The organism is Streptomyces sp. NPDC002640 (assembly GCF_053592575.1).
Window position 1 is genome coordinate 183,918 of the sequence record NZ_JBSFVZ010000015.1, and the last position, 15,893, is coordinate 199,810.

Here is a 15,893-nt window from a genome sequence, read left to right on the forward strand (position 1 = left end):
AGCCGACCCCTGTTACAGGGCCGTCGAGGAATGCTGACCGTTCCACCATGTTCTGGCGAACAGGTGCGCGACAAGCGGGTCGGTCAGGGCGCGGTGCGCCGGTTCCGTCGCTGCCACCCATACCCCGCGGCGGCCAGGATCAGCGTCAGCGCGCCGGTGGAGAGGACCTGGACGCGGGTGCCGGGCTCCAGCAGCATCAGCACGAAGATCGTGACGATGCCCGCCACCGCGACCCAGGTGAGCCACGGGAAGGCCCACATGCGGACGGTGAGCCGGCCGGGCTCCTCGCGCTCGAGCCGGCGGCGCAGCACCAGCTGCGAGGCGGCCACGAACAGCCAGACCACCAGGATGACCGCGCCGATCATGTTGAGCAGCCAGGGGAACACGTCGTCCGGCCGCCAGTAGCTGAGCAGCACGCAGAGGAAGCCGAACCCGGAGGAGGCCAGCACCGCCGGGCGCGGCACCCCGCGGCGGACCCGTCCGAGCGCCTTGGGGCCCTGGCCGCGGCTGACCAGGGAGTAGACCAGGCGGGAGGCGGTGTAGACGTTGGCGTTCATGGCGGACAGCAGCGCGACCAGGATGACCACGTTCATGATCTGGCCGGCGCCGGGGATGCCGAGGGTGTCCAGGGTGGCCACGTAGGGGCCCTTCTCCACCAGGTCGGGCGAGTTCCACGGCACCAGGAGCACGATCACGGCCATGGAGCCGATGTAGAACAGGCCGATCCGCCACATCGCCGTGCGCACGGCGCTCGCGACGCCGCGCACCGGGTCCTCGGACTCGGCGGCGGCGACGGTCACGGACTCGATGCCGCCGTAGGCGAAGACGGAGGCCAGCAGGCCGATGATCAGGCCGTGCACCCCGCCCGGCATGATCTCGGACAGGGCCGCGGTGTTCGCGCCGTCGCTGCCCGGCAGCAGCCCGGCGACGGCCAGCACGCCCAGCGCCAGGAAGGCGACGATGGCGACCACCTTGAGCGCGGCGAACCAGAACTCGAACTCGCCGAAGTTCTTCACGGCGGCCAGGTTGGTGCCGGTGAAGATCACCATGAAGAGGGCGACCCACAGCCACTCGGGGGTGCCCGGCAGCCAGCCGGTCACGATCTTCGCCGCTCCGATGCCCTCCAGGCCGACGGCGGTGGTGAGCATGACCCAGAACGCCCAGCCGGAGGTGAAGCCCGCCCAGGGGCCTATCGCCCGCTCCGCGTGCGAGGAGAAGGAGCCGGAGGAGGGGTAGGCGGCGGAGAGCTCGCCCAGCATCCGCATGACCAGCATGACCAGCAGGCCGGAGATCGCGTAGGCGATCACGATCGACGGTCCGGCGGCGGCGATGCCGGCACCGGAACCGACGAACAGGCCGGCGCCGATGACGCCGCCGAGGGCGATCATCGACAGGTGGCGCTGCTTGAGCCCGTGGCCCAGGGAGCCGGACTCGGGCGCGGACGCGGGTGCGGGCGCGGACGGATCGGGCGGGGCGACCGCCGACGGCGCGGCGGACGGGGTGCCGTCCGGGGCCGCCGAGGGCTCGGGGGTGGTGCGTGACATGCAGCGAGTCTGGCCGATGCCGGCCGGGGGCCGGGCATCGGACCGGGATGCGAACGACCACAATTCGGAGGGTGAGACTCCGCTTACCGTCCGGGGTCGTTTGGCGGGTTCCCACAAGCCCCCGAGGTGAGCAGCATCACTCTTCGTCCTGCTCGGGGACGGGTAATTTGTGCGATGCCGACGACGACGTCGTTCCGGCCTTTGTCGAGCACGGACGGTGATGCCGTCGAACGCTCTGGGATAGCGTCGTCGTGTTCGAACAAGTCCGGCGTCGCCGCCGGTGCCTGTCCGAGAACCGGCCCGAGCCCGACCCACCACCTCGCGGAGAGACCTATGAGCACCGTCGCCGCCCCCGCCCGCTCCGGGCGGGTCCTCGCCGATCTGCTGCCCGCCTCCCGCGTCCGGGACGCCGCCCTGGTCCTCGGCGGCGCCGTGCTGACCGGCGTGGCCGCCCAGATCGCCGTGCCGATCCCGGGCTCCCCCGTCCCGGTGACCGGCCAGACCTTCGCCGTGCTCCTCGTCGGCAGCGCGCTCGGCGCCGGGCGCGGTCTGCTCTCGATGGTGCTGTACCTGCTGGCCGGCATGGCGGGCGTGCCGTGGTTCGCCGAGGGCGTCTCCGGCGTCGCCGCGCCGTCCCTCGGCTACGTCTTCGGCATGGTCGTGGCCTCGGCGATGGTGGGCGCGCTGGCCCGCCGCGGCGCCGACCGCACCCCGCTGCGGATGGCGGGGACCATGCTGCTGGGCTCCGCGGTGATCTACGCGCTGGGCCTGCCGTACCTGTCCTTCGCGCTGGACCTCTCGGCGAGCGCCACCGTGGCCGCCGGACTCACCCCGTTCCTGCTGGGCGACGTGCTGAAGGCGGCGCTGGCCATGGGCGTGCTGCCCACCGCCTGGAAGCTGCTCGAGCGCCGCTGACGGGACCACCGACCCAGGCGGAAGGCCCGGCTCCGAGGAGCCGGGGCCTTCCGCTGCGCGCGCCCGCATTCTGCGAACGATGTGCAATAAGGTGGGGCGCAGGAAACGGCGGGCCGTCCTGCCGCGGTCGTCTTCTCACACGTACGGCAGGACGGCCGGTCCTCCGCCCGTGCGGCGGTCGGACCAGGCCGGAGCGGACCGGGCCGGTGCGGACCGGGCCGGTCAGACCAGGTTGGAGAAGTCCGGGCCCTTGGTGCGGGTGCGCTTGATCTCGTAGAAGCCCGGCACCGAGGCCACCGCCAGGGTGCCGTCCCACAGCCGGGCCGCCTCCTCGCCCTGCGGGGCGGGGGTGACGACCGGGCCGAAGAAGGCGATCTGCTCGCCGTCCGCGCCGGGCACCGCGATCACCGGGGTGCCGACCTCCTGGCCGACCTTCTCGATGCCCTCGTTGTGCGAGGCGCGCAGCTCGGCGTCGAAGGCGAAGTCCTCCTGGTCGTGGTACTCGATCAGCTCGGCCGGCAGGCCCGCGTCGGCCAGCGCGGCCGCCACGGTCTCGCGGGTCACGCCCTCGTCCCGGTTGTGGAAGCGGGTGCCGAGCGCGGTGTACAGCGGGCCGAGCACGTCCTGGCCGTGCTTCTGCCAGGCCGCCGTCACGACGCGGACCGGGCCCCACGCCTTCTCGGCGAGCAGCTCCCGGTACTCCTCCGGGAGCTCGTCCAGCTTGTCCTCGTTGAGCACGGCCAGGCTCATCACGTGCCAGCGCACCTCGACGTCCCGGACCTTCTCGACCTCCAGCATCCAGCGGGAGGTCATCCAGGCCCATGGGCACAGCGGGTCGAACCAGAAGTCCACCGGGGTCTTGGCGGTGGTCTCGGACATGGCGCTCCTCATGTGCGGGTGACGGTTTCGTCTCTTGCGTGCGGGCTTCCCCGCAGGCGCCAACACGCCGCCGCACCCCCGGATTCCCGCATGACCCTCCCGAGTGCCCCGTGCGAGGATCGTCACCGGTCAGGACACCCCCTGATCACCACCATGGCCAGACCCGGAGGAGACGACCCTTGCCCGGTGAGAACCTGTCCCGCGAGGAGGCCCGCGAGCGGGCCGCGTTGCTGTCCGTCGACGCCTACGAGGTGTCGCTGGACCTGCGCTCGGCCCTCGGCGAGGCCGAGGGCGACGGCCCGCGGACGTTCCGCTCCGTCACCACCATCCGCTTCCGCTGCGCCGAACCCGGCGCGAGCAGCTTCGCGGACCTGATCGCGCCGAGCGTCACCGCGGTCTCCCTGAACGGGCGCGACCTGGACCCGGGCGCCGTCTTCGACGGTTCACGCGTCCGGCTCGAGGACCTGGCCGCCGAGAACGAGCTGATCGTGGACGCGCGGTGCGCCTACTCGCGCACCGGCGAGGGCATGCACCGCTTCGTCGACCCGGAGGACGGCGAGGTCTACCTCTACACCCAGTACGAGCCCGCCGACGCGCGGCGCGTCTTCGCCAACTTCGAGCAGCCCGACCTGAAGGCGCCGTTCCGCTTCGAGGTGCGCGCCCCCGAGGGCTGGACGGTGTGGAGCAACGGCGCGGGCGAACTCACCGACGGCGTCTGGCGGTTCGCGGAGACCAAGCCGATCTCCACGTACATCACGGCGGTCGTGGCCGGCCCCTACCACTACGTCACCGACAGCTACAGCCGTGAACTGCCCGACGGCACGCGGCTGGAGATCCCGCTGGGCGCGATGTGCCGCAAGGGCCTGGCCCCGTACTTCGACGCCGACGACATCTTCCTGATCACCAAGCAGGGCCTGGACTTCTTCCACGAGCACTTCGACTACCCGTACCCGTTCGGGAAGTACGACCAGGCCTTCGTGCCCGAGTACAACCTCGGCGCCATGGAGAACCCGGGCATGGTGACGTTCCGCGAGGAGTACATCTACCGCGGCAAGGTCACCCGGACCTCCTACGAGCGGCGGGCCACCACCATCCTCCACGAGATGGCCCACATGTGGTTCGGCGACCTGGTGACCATGGAGTGGTGGGACGACCTGTGGCTCAAGGAGTCCTTCGCGGACTTCATGGGCACCTTCTCGCTGGTCGAGGCCACCCGCTTCACCGACGGCTGGATCAGCTTCGCCAACATGCGCAAGGCGTGGGCCTACCGCGCCGACCAGCTGCCCTCCACCCATCCGATCACCGCGGACATCCGGGACCTGGAGGACGCCAAGCTCAACTTCGACGGCATCACCTACGCCAAGGGCGCCAGCGTGCTCAAGCAGCTGGTGGCGTACGCGGGCCGGGACGCCTTCCTCGAGGGCGCCCGCCGCTACTTCAAGCGCCACGCCTACGGCAACACCCGGCTGGGCGACCTCCTCGCGGTGCTCGGTGAGACCAGCGGCCGGGACATGACCTCCTGGGCGGCGGCCTGGCTGCAGACCGCGGGCGTGAACGCGCTCACCCCGCAGGTGCTGCTGCGCCCCGACGGCACGGTCGAGGAGCTGGCGGTGGTCCAGGAGGCCGCCGAGTCGCACCCGACGCTGCGGCCGCACCGGGTCGCGATCGGCCTCTACCGCGTCGACGGCGGCGAACTGGTCCGCTACGCGCGGGCGGAGGCCGACGTGGCCGGGCCGCGGACGGTGATCGGCGAGCTGGCCGGCGCCGACGCCCCGGACCTGGTGCTGGTCAACGACGACGACCTCACCTACTGCAAGGCCCGCTTCGACGAGACCTCGCTGGCCACCCTGCGCGAGCACCTGGGCTCGCTCACGGACCAGCTGGCGCGGGCGCTGTGCTGGTCGGCGCTGTGGAACATGACGCGGGACGGCCTGCTGCCGGCCCGGGAGTTCACGGCGCTGGTGGACCGGTTCGGCGGCGTAGAGACGGAGATCGGCGTCCTGCAGATGCTGCACGTCTGGGCGCGGACCGCGCTGGTGCGGTACGCGGCGCCGGTCCGGCGGCCGGAGGGCGAGCGGCTGCTGGCCGGGTGCGCGCTGCGGGAGCTGCGGGCGGCGGAGGCGGGCAGCGAGCACCAGCTCGCCTGGGCCCGGTTCCTCGCGTCCGTCGCCTCCGGCGAGGGCGAGTTCGCGCTGCTGCGGGGGCTGCTGGACGGCACCGAGAAGATCGACGGCCTGGAGATCGACCAGGAGCTGCGCTGGGACTTCCTGGAGCCGCTGGCCGCGCACGGGCTCGCCGACGAGACGGTGCTGGCGGCGGAGCGGGCCCGGGACAACACGGCGTCCGGCGAGCGGCGGCAGACGCTGTGCCTGGCGGCGCGGCCGTCGGAGGCGGTCAAGGCGCAGGCGTGGGCGGCGGTCGTGGAGTCCGACGCGCTGTCCAACGCGCTGGTGGAGGCCACGATCGGCGGGTTCGCGCAGCCTTCGCAGCGGGGGCTGCTCGCGCCGTACGCGGAGAAGTACTTCGCGATGATCGAGCGGGTGTGGGCCGAGCGGTCCATCCAGATCGGGCAGCACCTGGTGTCGGGCCTGTACCCGTGGCTCCAGGACTCGCCGGCGACGCTGGAAGCGACCGACGCGTGGCTGTCGGCGCACGAGGACGCCGCCCCGGCGCTGCGGCGCCTGGTGCTCGAGGCGCGGGACGACCTGGCGCGTGCGCTCCGGGCGCAGGAGTGCGACGCGACGGCCTGACCCCGGCCACGCGGCCCGCGCGGCATCCCCGCCGCGCGGGCCGCACCGCTGTCACCGCCCGGCACCGGGCGGCGCCGGAGCCGCCGGGCCCCGTGCCGCCGCCGGCGCCGCGCGCTCCCATGGGAACCGCCCGGGCGGCCCCGGAGCCGGAGCCGGACCGGGGGCGCCCCGGGCAGGGGCGCCCCCGGGGGTTCACCGGGTCGCGGCGGCCTCGTCGGCGGCCTGGGCGCGCAGGGCGCGCTCGACGCCCGCGCGGGACTCGGTGACCATGCGGCGCAGGGCCGCGTTGGGCTCGGCGGAGCCCAGCCACTCGTCCGTGCGGGCCAGGGTGTCCTCGGAGACCTGGATGCCCGGGTAGAGGCCCACCGCGATCTGCGAGGCGAGCTCGAAGGAGCGGGACTCCCAGACACCCTTCAGCGCCTCGAAGTACTTCGCCGTGTACGGCGCCAGCAGCTCCCGCTGCTCGCTCTGGACGAAGCCCATGATCACGGCCTCCTGGACCGCGTTCGGCAGCTTGTCGGACTCCACGACGGCCGCCCACGCCTCGGCCTTGGCCTCCTCCGTCGGCCGCGCCGCACGGGCCGTGGCCGCGTGCCGCTCACCGGCGGCCGTGCGGTCGCGCTCGTACTCGGCGGCGATCTCCGCCTCGTCGAACCGGCCGGTGGCCGCCAGCCGCTGGACCAGCGCCCACCGCAGCTCCGCGTCGACCGCGAGGCCGTCGACGCTCTGCGAGCCGGCGAGCAGCGCCTCGAGCAGGTCGAGCTGCTCCGGGGTGCGGGCGGCGTCGGCGAAGGCGCGGGCCCAGGCGAGCTGGTGGTCGCTGCCCGCCTCGGCGGACCGCAGGTGCGCCAGCGTGGCGTCCGTCCAGCGGGCCAGCAGCGCGTCCCGGTCGGCCGGGGCCGCGTACGTCTCCAGCGCCAGCTTGACCTGCCGGTGCAGCGACTGCACCACGCCGATGTCGGTCTCCTTGCCGATGCCGGAGAGCACCAGCTCCAGGTAGTCGCGGGTGGCGAGTTCGCCGTCGCGGGTCATGTCCCAGGCGGAGGCCCAGCACAGGGCGCGCGGCAGGGAGGACTCGAAGTCGCCGAGGTGCTCGGTGACGAAGGCCAGCGACCGCTCGTCCAGGCGGACCTTGGCGTACGACAGGTCGTCGTCGTTGAGCAGGACCACGTCCGGCCGGGCCTTGCCGGCCAGCTGCGGGACGGCGGTGAGCTCGCCGTCGACGTCCAGCTCCAGGCGCTCGGTGCGCACCAGCTTGCCGCTCGCCGCGTCGAGGGAGTAGAAGCCGATCGCGATGCGGTGCGGGCGCAGCAGCGCCTCGCCCTTGGCGCCCGCGGGCAGCGCGGGGGCCTCCTGGCGGACCGCGAAGGAGGTGACGACGCCGGCCTCGTCGGTCTCGACCTCCGGGCGGAGGATGTTGATGCCGGCCGTCTCCAGCCACTTCTGCGACCAGTTCCTCAGGTCCCGGCCGGAGGTCTCCTCCAGCGCGCCCAGCAGGTCGGCCAGCCGCGTGTTGCCGAAGGCGTGGCGCTTGAAGTAGGCCTGCACGCCGCGGAAGAACTCGTCCTCGCCGACGTACGCCACCAGCTGCTTCAGGACGCTGGCGCCCTTGGCGTAGGTGATGCCGTCGAAGTTGACCATGACGTCTTCGAGGTCGCGGATGTCCGCCATGATCGGGTGGGTGGACGGCAGCTGGTCCTGCCGGTACGCCCAGGTCTTCTCCGAGTTGGCGAACGTCGTCCAGGCGTGCGGCCAGCGGGAGCCGGGGGCCGCGGCCTGGCAGGCGACCGAGGTGTACGTCGCGAACGACTCGTTCAGCCAGAGGTCGTTCCACCACTCCATGGTGACCAGGTCGCCGAACCACATGTGGGCCAGCTCGTGGAGGATGGTCTCGGCGCGGCGCTCGTACGCGGCGTCGGTGACCTTGGAGCGGAAGACGTACTGGTCGCGGATGGTGACCGCGCCCGCGTTCTCCATGGCGCCGGCGTTGAACTCGGGCACGAAGAGCTGGTCGTACTTGGCGAACGGGTACGGGTGGTCGAACTTCTCCTCGAACCACGCGAAGCCGAGGCGGGTGACCTCGAAGATGTGGTCGGCGTCGAGGTGCTCGGCGAGCGACGGGCGGCAGTAGATGCCGAGCGGGACCGTCCGGCCGTCCTTCTCGTAGGTGCTGTGCACCGAGTGGTACGGGCCGGCGATCAGCGCCGTGATGTAGGACGAGACGCGCGGGGTCGGCTCGAAGGCCCAGACGCCGTCCTTGGGCTCCGGGGTGGGCGAGTTGGAGATCACGCTCCACCCGGCGGGGGCCTTCACGGTGAACTGGAAGGTCGCCTTCAGGTCGGGCTGCTCGAAGGAGGCGAAGACGCGGCGGGCGTCCGGCACCTCGAACTGCGTGTAGAGGTAGGTCTGCTCGTCGACCGGGTCCACGAACCGGTGCAGGCCCTCACCGGTGTTGGTGTAGGCGCAGTCCGCGACCACGCGCAGCACGTTCGGGCCCTCCAGCAGGCCGGGCAGCGCGATCCGCGAGTCCTCGAACACCTCGGCCGGGTCCAGCGCGTCGCCGTTGAGGGTGACCTCCCGCACGGTGGGCGCGACCAGGTCGATGAAGGAGTCCGCGTCACGCGCGGACCGGAAGCGCACCGTGGTGACGGACCGGTAGGTCGTCTCCCCCTCCGGAGCGCCGGAGATGTCGAGTTCGATCTCGTACGAGTCAACGGTGAGCAGCTCGGCCCGCTGCTGTGCCTCTTCGCGGGTCAGATTGGTGCCAGGCACGCGGTCATCTCCTCGTTATGCGTAGGTTGCGCCATCCTTCCACGGGGTCCCGGTCCCGCGCGATCAGGTAGTTCCGCCTGTGGAGAACCCCGCGGAAACACCCGGAAACGGACGGAATCCCTGTGGACGGGCCCGGCGGAACGCCGCGAGGCGGTCACCCGTGCGGGTGACCGCCTCGCGGGGCGGGAAGGCTGCCGGCTACTTCGCGGAGAGCTCCGCGGCGACCAGCTCGGCGATCTGGACGGCGTTGAGCGCGGCGCCCTTGCGGAGGTTGTCGTTGGAGACGAAGAGCGCGAGGCCGTTCTCCACCGTCTCGTCGCGGCGGACGCGGCCCACGTACGACGGGTCCTGTCCGGCCGCCTGGAGCGGGGTGGGGATGTCGGTGACGACCACGCCGGGGGCGTTCTCCAGCAGCTCGACGGCGCGCTCGGGGCTGAGCGGGCGGGCGAAGCGGGCGTTCACCTGGAGGGAGTGGCCGGTGAAGACCGGGACGCGCACGCAGGTGCCGGAGACCTTCAGCCCGGGGATCTCGAGGATCTTGCGGGACTCGTTGCGGAGCTTTTGCTCCTCGTCGGTCTCGTTCAGGCCGTCCTCGACGAGGTTGCCGGCGAAGGGCAGCACGTTGAAGGCGATGGGCCGCTTGTAGACGTCCGGGGCGGGGAACTCCACCGCGGAACCGTCGTGGGCGAGCTTGTCGGCCTCGTCGACGACCTTGCGGACCTGGCCGTGGAGCTCGGCGACGCCGGCCACGCCGGAGCCGGAGACGGCCTGGTAGGTGGTGGCGACCATGGCCTCCAGGCCGGCCTCGGCGTGCAGCACCTTCAGCACGGGCATGGCGGCCATGGTGGTGCAGTTCGGGTTGGCGATGATGCCCTTGGGGCGGTTCGCGACCGCGTGCGGATTGACCTCGGAGACGACCAGCGGGACCTCGGGGTCCATGCGCCAGGCGGAGGAGTTGTCGATCACCACGGCGCCCTGGGAGGCGACCTTCGCGGCCAGCGCCCGGGAGGTGGCGCCGCCCGCGGAGAACAGGACGATGTCCAGGCCGGAGTAGTCGGCGGTGGCGGCGTCCTCGACCGTGACGCCGTCCAGGTCACGGCCCGCGGAACGGGCGGAGGCGAACAGGCGCAGCTCGGTGACGGGGAAGTTCCGCTCCTCGAGGATCCTGCGCATGACCGTGCCGACCTGTCCGGTGGCTCCGACGATTCCGACCCTCACGGTGCGACTCCCTTACGTGTCTGTGGGCGGACCGCGCGTGGTGTGGTGCGCGATGTCCGGTTTCCATCATGCGGCGGCCACCGGGTGACCTGTCCAATCCTTTGCCCGCCCTCTCGCGGGTCGGACACGGACGCGGGGCGTGACCGGCGGCGATCCTGCGGTGCCTACCCGCCGCCCCGGACGCGAATCCTGCGATCGGGGCCCGGGGACGGAAGCCCTGCGGAGGACGGGCGGCGATGTGACGAACGCCATTTCCCGGCCGCGGCGAACGTTTCCCCGCCGTCCGGCGTCGTAGGGGGGACGGGGTGTGACGGGAGGGGCGGCGTGCTGCGCGGACGGGTGCGGTTCTCGGGCAGGGCGGGGGCGGCGGACCCCGCCGACCCGCTCGAGCCTGAGCAGGAGCGGCGGGTGCGTGCGGTGCTGGCGCTCGGCGGGGTGCCGCAGGCGGACCTGGCGGACGGGGTGCAGCACGTGCGGCTGCGGCTGCTGGAGCGGGCCGCGGCCGGCAAGGAGGCGCCGCGGGACGTGTCCGCGTGGGCCGCGGTGGTGGCGTCCAACTGGGCGATGGACTGGCACCGGGCGCGGCGCCGCCAGGAGCGGGTCGGGGAGCGGCTGGCGTCCCTGCGGCCCGCGGAGCAGCCGTCCGGGGAGGAGTCCAGTGTGCTGGCGCTCGCCGTGGCGCACGGTCTGGACGAGCTGTCCGACACCCAGCGGCAGGTGCTGACCCTGCGGTTCTACGCGGACCTGGCGGTCCGGGAGATCGCGGCGGAGCTGGGGGTGCCGGAGGGCACGGTGAAGAGCCGGCTGCACAGTGCGGTGCGCGCTCTGCGTGCCCGTCTGCACGACGACGAGGTGGTGTGAGGATGCCCGCCGGATACGAGGACGACCCGCTGCTGGCGGTGCTGAACGGGGAGCCCCAGCCGCCGGACGCGGATCCCGCGGCGCGGGCCGCCCACGAGGCGGCGCTGGAGGACGTGCGGCTCCTGCGGGGCGCGCTGCGGGAGATCGGCGACACGCTGGCCGCGGAGCCCGCGCCGGTCCCGGCGCCGGAGCCCCGGCCGGTCGCCGTGGCCCCGGTGCGCCGCCGGGCGAGGCGCCGCGCGGCCGTGCTGTGGGCCGCGGGGCTCACCGCGGCGGCGGCGGTGTTCACCGGCGTGATGTACGTCGGCGCGCTGGGCGGGGCCGGAGCCGACGCGAGCTTCTCGATGGACGGGGCCAAGGCCGCGCCGGAGGGCGCGCACGGGCAGAGCGACGAGAAGGCCGCCGTGCCGGAGGCCACCGCCGACCGGCCCCGCATCGCCTGCGCGAGCCTGGCCGTCCAGGGGAAGGTGGTGAGCGTGCGGCCGCTGACCGAGGGCTCGGTGCGGGTGGTGCTGGAGGCCGAACGGTACTGGGCGCCCGAGCAGGACGCCGCCGACGCCCCCACCGCCGTGGCCGTGCTCCCGGAGTCCGCCCGCGCGGACCTCCGCCCCGGCACCCGCGCCCTGGTCGCCCTCACCCCCGACGCCGCCTGGTGGGCCACCGGCGACCGCCTCACCACCGAACTCGACGCACTGAACTCCCCTGCCCCCGACCCGAGCCCCCGCCCCTGCCGCTGATGCCGGGCGCCCGGCGGGCCACCTCAATTCCTGCTCAGGAACGGGGCCGGTCGATTGCCGGGCCCGGCGGCACGTGACAGGTTCGCCCCGACGGGGCGGGTGCGGCGGGGAGAGGCGGGGCGTCATGACGGTGCGTCAGGTCGATGCCGGGGCGTTGATGGCGGCAGCGGCCGCGGTCCTGTGCGTCGGCGGCTGCGGGGCGGCTCCACCGCCTCCCGCGCCCCCGGCGCCCGCGGCGGAAGCCCGCGCCGACGGCGTGGCGGGCCCGGAACCGCGGCACGTGGACACCGGCCCGCTGGACCGGGCGCCGCGGGCCGAGGGCCGGGTGGTCCTCGAGGCGGCGCCACGGCACGGCGACGCGCTCCTCCCCCTCGAAGGCGTCCGCCCGGAGCCCGTGAACCTCCAGATCGACTGCCTGGGCGAGGGGACGCTCACCGTGCGGATCGAGCCCGTCGGTCTCGCCCTTCCCCAGCGGTGCGTCGGCCACGAGGTCACCGCGACCCTCCACCGGTTCGACCTGAGCATGCCCGCCGAGGGCACGGTGCGGGTGGAGGCGCCCTCAGGCGTCCGATGGGCGCTGACCGTGGACCAGTGAACCCGGGGCGGGGGCCGGGGCCGGGCCGGAGGAAGAGGGAAAAAAGCAGGGCGGGCGCCCGTTGCCGGACGCCCGCCCCTGGTCACCGGGTCGAGGACTACTCGACGACCGTGCCGATCTTCACGCTGCCGACGCCCGCGGGGGTGCCGTTGGCGTTGACGAGCTGGACCTCACCGAAGAACTCGCGTCCCTCGGGGGCCGGCGCGCCGACGGTGACGGTGCCCGAGAAGGACGCCGTGCCGCCCTCGGCGAGCTTGACCGCGGTGTCGTCCACCGCGACGGTGCCGAGCGCCTCGGAGAAGAACACGTCGAGGTAGTCGTAGGCGGTCGACCCGCTCGGGACCGAGTAGCCGTCGACCTCGACGGTGTAGGTGCCGGCCGCCGGGTTCTTGACGGACACGGACTCCTCGGAGTCACCGTCCGCCGAGGAGCCGACCTGGGTGCCGGCCGCGTTCTTGACCACCAGGTCGAGGTCCGCCGCGGTGTCCGAGACGTTGCCGATGGCGACGTTCAGCGCCTCGGCGCCCGCGGGCACCTCGACGGTGAAGGTCTGCACCTCGTGGTTGGCGATGGTCGGGCGGTCCGCCTTGGAGGAACCGAGCGACCCGCCGACCAGCTTGCCCTCGAAGGCGGCGAACTTGTTCTCCACCGTCCACTCGGCCGCGGCGGGCTCGCCGACCTTGGCCTCGGGGATCTCCAGGGTCTCCGGCTCGAACGTGGCGCCGAGCATGGTGACGTCCAGCTCGTACGGGTTGTTCAGCAGCGGCGAGGTGCGCCGCGACTCGACCTCGATCTCCCAGACGCCCGGGGTGGGCGCGTAGAAGCGGGCCCCCGGCTTGCAGCCGCCGTCGCCGCCCGCGTAGTTCGGGTAGCAGTTGACGGTCGACGTCGGGTCGGACGGGACGCCGTACGGGTGGATCGAGATGAAGCGGGTCTGGCTGCCCTCGGCGAGACCGCCGAGCGCGACCTCGAGCGAGGTGGCGCCCTCGGGAACGGTCACGAAGTAGGACTTGTGGCTGTTCCGCTGGACGGAGCCCTCGGCCGAGAAGGAGTGCTTCAGCTCGGAGGCGGCGATCACGGAGGTCATGATCTGCTTGTCGACGCCCTCGGTGAACGGGTCGTTCACCTCGAGGATCGCGCTGTGCATGCCCAGCGAGCCGGGCTTCGCGGCGACCTTGACGGTGACCGGCTTGTTCAGCGGAAGGACGACCAGTTCGCTGCCCACGATGTCGAAGGTGCGGCCGTGGTTGTTCTTCAGCGACAGCTTGTGCAGCACGCTCGCCTTGGAGCCGGAGGTGCGGGTGACGACGACGTCGTACACCTTGCGCTCGCCGACCTTGACGCCGCCCTCACGGTCGTACAGGCCGGTGCCGAAGCCCGGCTCGGCCAGCGCCCAGTCGATGTTGGTGTCGACCGGGGCCTTGACCGTGTAGGCGTGGGCCTTGGCGTTGTCCTTGATGGACTCCCAGGCGTCGACGACGTCGATCAGGCCGGAGCCCTGCTCGTAGGCCTGGACGCCGGGGATCTGGTTCGCCGTCGAGGTCAGCGCGGTGCGCAGCTTCGCCGGGGTGAGGTCGATCTTCTTCTGCTTCGCGGCGCTGATCAGCAGCGCGGACGCGCCCGCGGCCTGCGGGGAGGCCATCGAGGTGCCCTGCAGCATGGAGTAGCCGGGCGGCAGCGCGTAGCCCGCCTCGGCGACCGGGCCGCCGGCGGTCCAGGTCTGGCTGGTGTTGATCGCCGCGCCCGGGGCGGAGATGGTCGGCGTGAAGCCGCCGTCCTCACGCGGACCGCGCGAGGAGAACGGCATCATCGCGTAGGACTTCTCCACGGCCGAGCCGTAGTTGGCGGCCCAGGTCTCCTTGGAGATGGTCGCGCCGACCGAGATGACCTTGTCGGAGAGGGCGGGGTCGCCGATGGTGTTGACGCCGGGGCCGGAGTTGCCCGCGGAGATCACCAGCTGGACGCCGTACTCGTCGATGAGGCGGGTGTAGAGGCGCGAGCGGTCGTTGTCGCCGTTGTTCAGCGCCGGGAGGCCGCCGATCGACATGTTGACGATGTCGACGCCGCGGTTGACGACCAGGTCCATCATGCCCTCGGTGAGGGCGACGGCGGTGCAGCCGCCGGTCCAGGTGCAGGCGCGGGAGGAGACCAGCTTGGCGCCGGGGGCGGCGCCGTTCATCTTGCCGCCGAACAGGCCGTTGGCGGCGGTGATGCCGGCGACGTGCGTCCCGTGGGTGGACTCGATGACACCGATGTTGACGAAGTCCCGCTTCTGGCCGACCCAGGTGCCCCCGTAGGGGTCCATGGGCACGTCCTTGCGGATCTCCACCACGAACGGCTGGCGCTCGGCGACGGCCGTGTCCGGGTTGTCGGTGCCGAACCAGCCGACCTGGTGGTCCTCCTTGTACGGCTTCATCACGGTGTCGTCCGTGAAGTCGCCGTTGTTGTTCAGGTCGACGGTGACGGTGCCGGCGGCCGCGTCGTAGAGCAGGCCCCACCGGTCGGTGGTGTCGCCGTCACGGTTGGCGTCGCCCGCGGCGTCGCCGCCGGCGGTGGAGGACTCGCTGAACATCTGGACGCTGTAGTCGCCCGAGGGCGCGGTCCAGGTGCGGCCGCCGTAGGTGAAGGACGGGCCCGAGACCGGGTTGACCATCGCACGCCAGGTGGCGTCGCTGTCCACGATCGGGTCGGTGGCGGTCACCCAGTCGACGATCTTGCGCTCGCCGGTGGTGGTCTTCTGGAGCGCCGGGTGGCCGAGGTCCACGCCGGAGTCCAGGATGCCGATGGTGACGCCGCGGCCGTCCGCCTTCGGGTTCTTCTTCACGAAGTCGACGGCGCCCGTCTCGTGGGACGGGTTGTACGGGTTCTTCGCCGGGGTGTCCGCGCCCGGGGCGGGGTAGCTGCCCGTCGCGTCGGCGCCGGAGGTCTTCCTGCCGGCGTCGGGGCGCGGGTCGTCCAGCTTGATCTCCTTGTCCAGGTCGATGCCCTGGACGGAGGAGAGCTTGGCCGCGGCCGCGATGGCCGCCTCCGCCTTGCCGGTGGGGAGCGTGGCCCGGACGTAGCCGAGCTTGTCGTAGGACTTGCCCACGGACGCGCCCTTGACCGCGTCGAGCTGCTCGGCGACCTTCTCGGTCTGCCCGGGCTCGGTGATCACCATCATGGTGACGTTCTTCTCGCCGTCGGCCTGGGCCTGGGCGAGGAGTTCGGCGTCTTCCGAACCCAGCTTGCCGTGGGCGGACTTGCCCGCCGCGGGCTGGTCGGCCGCCGGAGCGGACTCGGCGGCGAAGGCCAGGGGTATCGGCCCGGCCGCGGAGAGCGCCGCCACCAGACCCGCGGCGACGGCGATCCGTGCCGCACGTCTCGCGCCCGATATCTGGGTGCGCTCGGGATGAGAGGTCATCGATTTCCCTTGCGAGTGAAGGAAAGTGAGGAGGGCGTATCACGCGGGCGGAAACGCCCGGGATCGCCGACGTCCGGAAAAATGGTCCGGATGACCGCTCAGCTTTGCCTATGAGTCCGGAGTTTGGGGAGAGTTGCCCGAGGCGTATTGCTGCCATGGCGTAATCCCGCCACGACGTGTGACTGGCGTGTCGGGTGTGACTGCGGTTCCGGCCCGCGCGTC

Annotated in this window: 10 protein-coding genes; 5 read left to right on the top strand and 5 right to left on the bottom strand. The window is 72.6% G+C overall.

What is annotated here, in order from left to right; translation table 11 throughout:
- Positions 1 to 83: 83 nt before the first annotated feature.
- Complete coding sequence (locus ACWD3O_RS20840; protein ID WP_451411927.1) at positions 84 to 1,544, bottom strand: amino acid permease; 1,461 nt, start codon at positions 1,542 to 1,544, stop codon at positions 84 to 86.
- Positions 1,545 to 1,877: 333 nt separating this feature from the next.
- Between ACWD3O_RS20840 and ACWD3O_RS20845 the strand changes: the two genes are divergently transcribed.
- On the top strand, positions 1,878 to 2,459 hold the full coding sequence (locus ACWD3O_RS20845) for a biotin transporter BioY (protein WP_451416883.1): 582 nt from the start codon (positions 1,878 to 1,880) through the stop codon (positions 2,457 to 2,459).
- 222 nt (positions 2,460 to 2,681) lie between these two features.
- On the opposite strand, the gene ACWD3O_RS20850 is transcribed toward ACWD3O_RS20845, so the two are convergent.
- Entirely contained in the window at positions 2,682 to 3,338 is a 657-nt protein-coding gene (locus ACWD3O_RS20850; RefSeq protein WP_451416884.1) for a mycothiol-dependent nitroreductase Rv2466c family protein, read from the bottom strand.
- A 179-nt stretch (positions 3,339 to 3,517) separates the two neighbouring features.
- Between ACWD3O_RS20850 and pepN (ACWD3O_RS20855) the strand changes: the two genes are divergently transcribed.
- Entirely contained in the window at positions 3,518 to 6,088 is a 2,571-nt protein-coding gene (pepN, locus tag ACWD3O_RS20855; RefSeq protein ID WP_451416885.1) for an aminopeptidase N, read from the top strand.
- A 192-nt stretch (positions 6,089 to 6,280) separates the two neighbouring features.
- Here pepN (ACWD3O_RS20855) and pepN (ACWD3O_RS20860) read toward each other — a convergent pair whose 3' ends face one another.
- Positions 6,281 to 8,860: an aminopeptidase N gene (pepN, locus tag ACWD3O_RS20860; protein WP_451416886.1), complete on the bottom strand. Its 2,580-nt coding sequence runs from the start codon at positions 8,858 to 8,860 to the stop codon at positions 6,281 to 6,283.
- A 198-nt stretch (positions 8,861 to 9,058) separates the two neighbouring features.
- On the bottom strand, positions 9,059 to 10,078 hold the full coding sequence (locus ACWD3O_RS20865; protein ID WP_451416887.1) for an aspartate-semialdehyde dehydrogenase: 1,020 nt from the start codon (positions 10,076 to 10,078) through the stop codon (positions 9,059 to 9,061).
- Between the two features lie 324 nt (positions 10,079 to 10,402).
- Here ACWD3O_RS20865 and ACWD3O_RS20870 point away from each other — a divergent pair, with 324 nt between their 5' ends.
- From ACWD3O_RS20870 to ACWD3O_RS20880, 3 genes are all read left to right on the top strand, one after another.
- Positions 10,403 to 10,939 (top strand): RNA polymerase sigma factor, encoded by a 537-nt coding sequence (locus ACWD3O_RS20870; RefSeq protein ID WP_451416888.1) that lies wholly within the window; start codon positions 10,403 to 10,405, stop codon positions 10,937 to 10,939.
- Positions 10,940 to 10,941: 2 nt separating this feature from the next.
- A complete protein-coding gene (locus ACWD3O_RS20875) occupies positions 10,942 to 11,676 on the top strand; it encodes a hypothetical protein (protein ID WP_451416889.1) in 735 nt (244 codons plus the stop codon).
- Between the two features lie 124 nt (positions 11,677 to 11,800).
- Positions 11,801 to 12,271: a hypothetical protein gene (locus ACWD3O_RS20880; protein WP_451416890.1), complete on the top strand. Its 471-nt coding sequence runs from the start codon at positions 11,801 to 11,803 to the stop codon at positions 12,269 to 12,271.
- A 97-nt stretch (positions 12,272 to 12,368) separates the two neighbouring features.
- On the opposite strand, the gene ACWD3O_RS20885 is transcribed toward ACWD3O_RS20880, so the two are convergent.
- Entirely contained in the window at positions 12,369 to 15,671 is a 3,303-nt protein-coding gene (locus tag ACWD3O_RS20885) for a S8 family serine peptidase (protein ID WP_451416891.1), read from the bottom strand.
- Between the last annotated feature and the right edge of the window lie 222 nt (positions 15,672 to 15,893).

Coding starts and splice junctions, on each gene's coding strand:
- ACWD3O_RS20880 (WP_451416890.1), top strand. CDS start 11,801: ATGACGGTGCGTCAGGTCGATGCCGGGGCGTTGATGGCGGCAGCGGCC.
- ACWD3O_RS20850 (WP_451416884.1), bottom strand. CDS start 3,338: ATGTCCGAGACCACCGCCAAGACCCCGGTGGACTTCTGGTTCGACCCG.
- ACWD3O_RS20845 (WP_451416883.1), top strand. CDS start 1,878: ATGAGCACCGTCGCCGCCCCCGCCCGCTCCGGGCGGGTCCTCGCCGAT.
- ACWD3O_RS20840 (WP_451411927.1), bottom strand. CDS start 1,544: ATGTCACGCACCACCCCCGAGCCCTCGGCGGCCCCGGACGGCACCCCG.
- ACWD3O_RS20885 (WP_451416891.1), bottom strand. CDS start 15,671: ATGACCTCTCATCCCGAGCGCACCCAGATATCGGGCGCGAGACGTGCG.
- ACWD3O_RS20875 (WP_451416889.1), top strand. CDS start 10,942: ATGCCCGCCGGATACGAGGACGACCCGCTGCTGGCGGTGCTGAACGGG.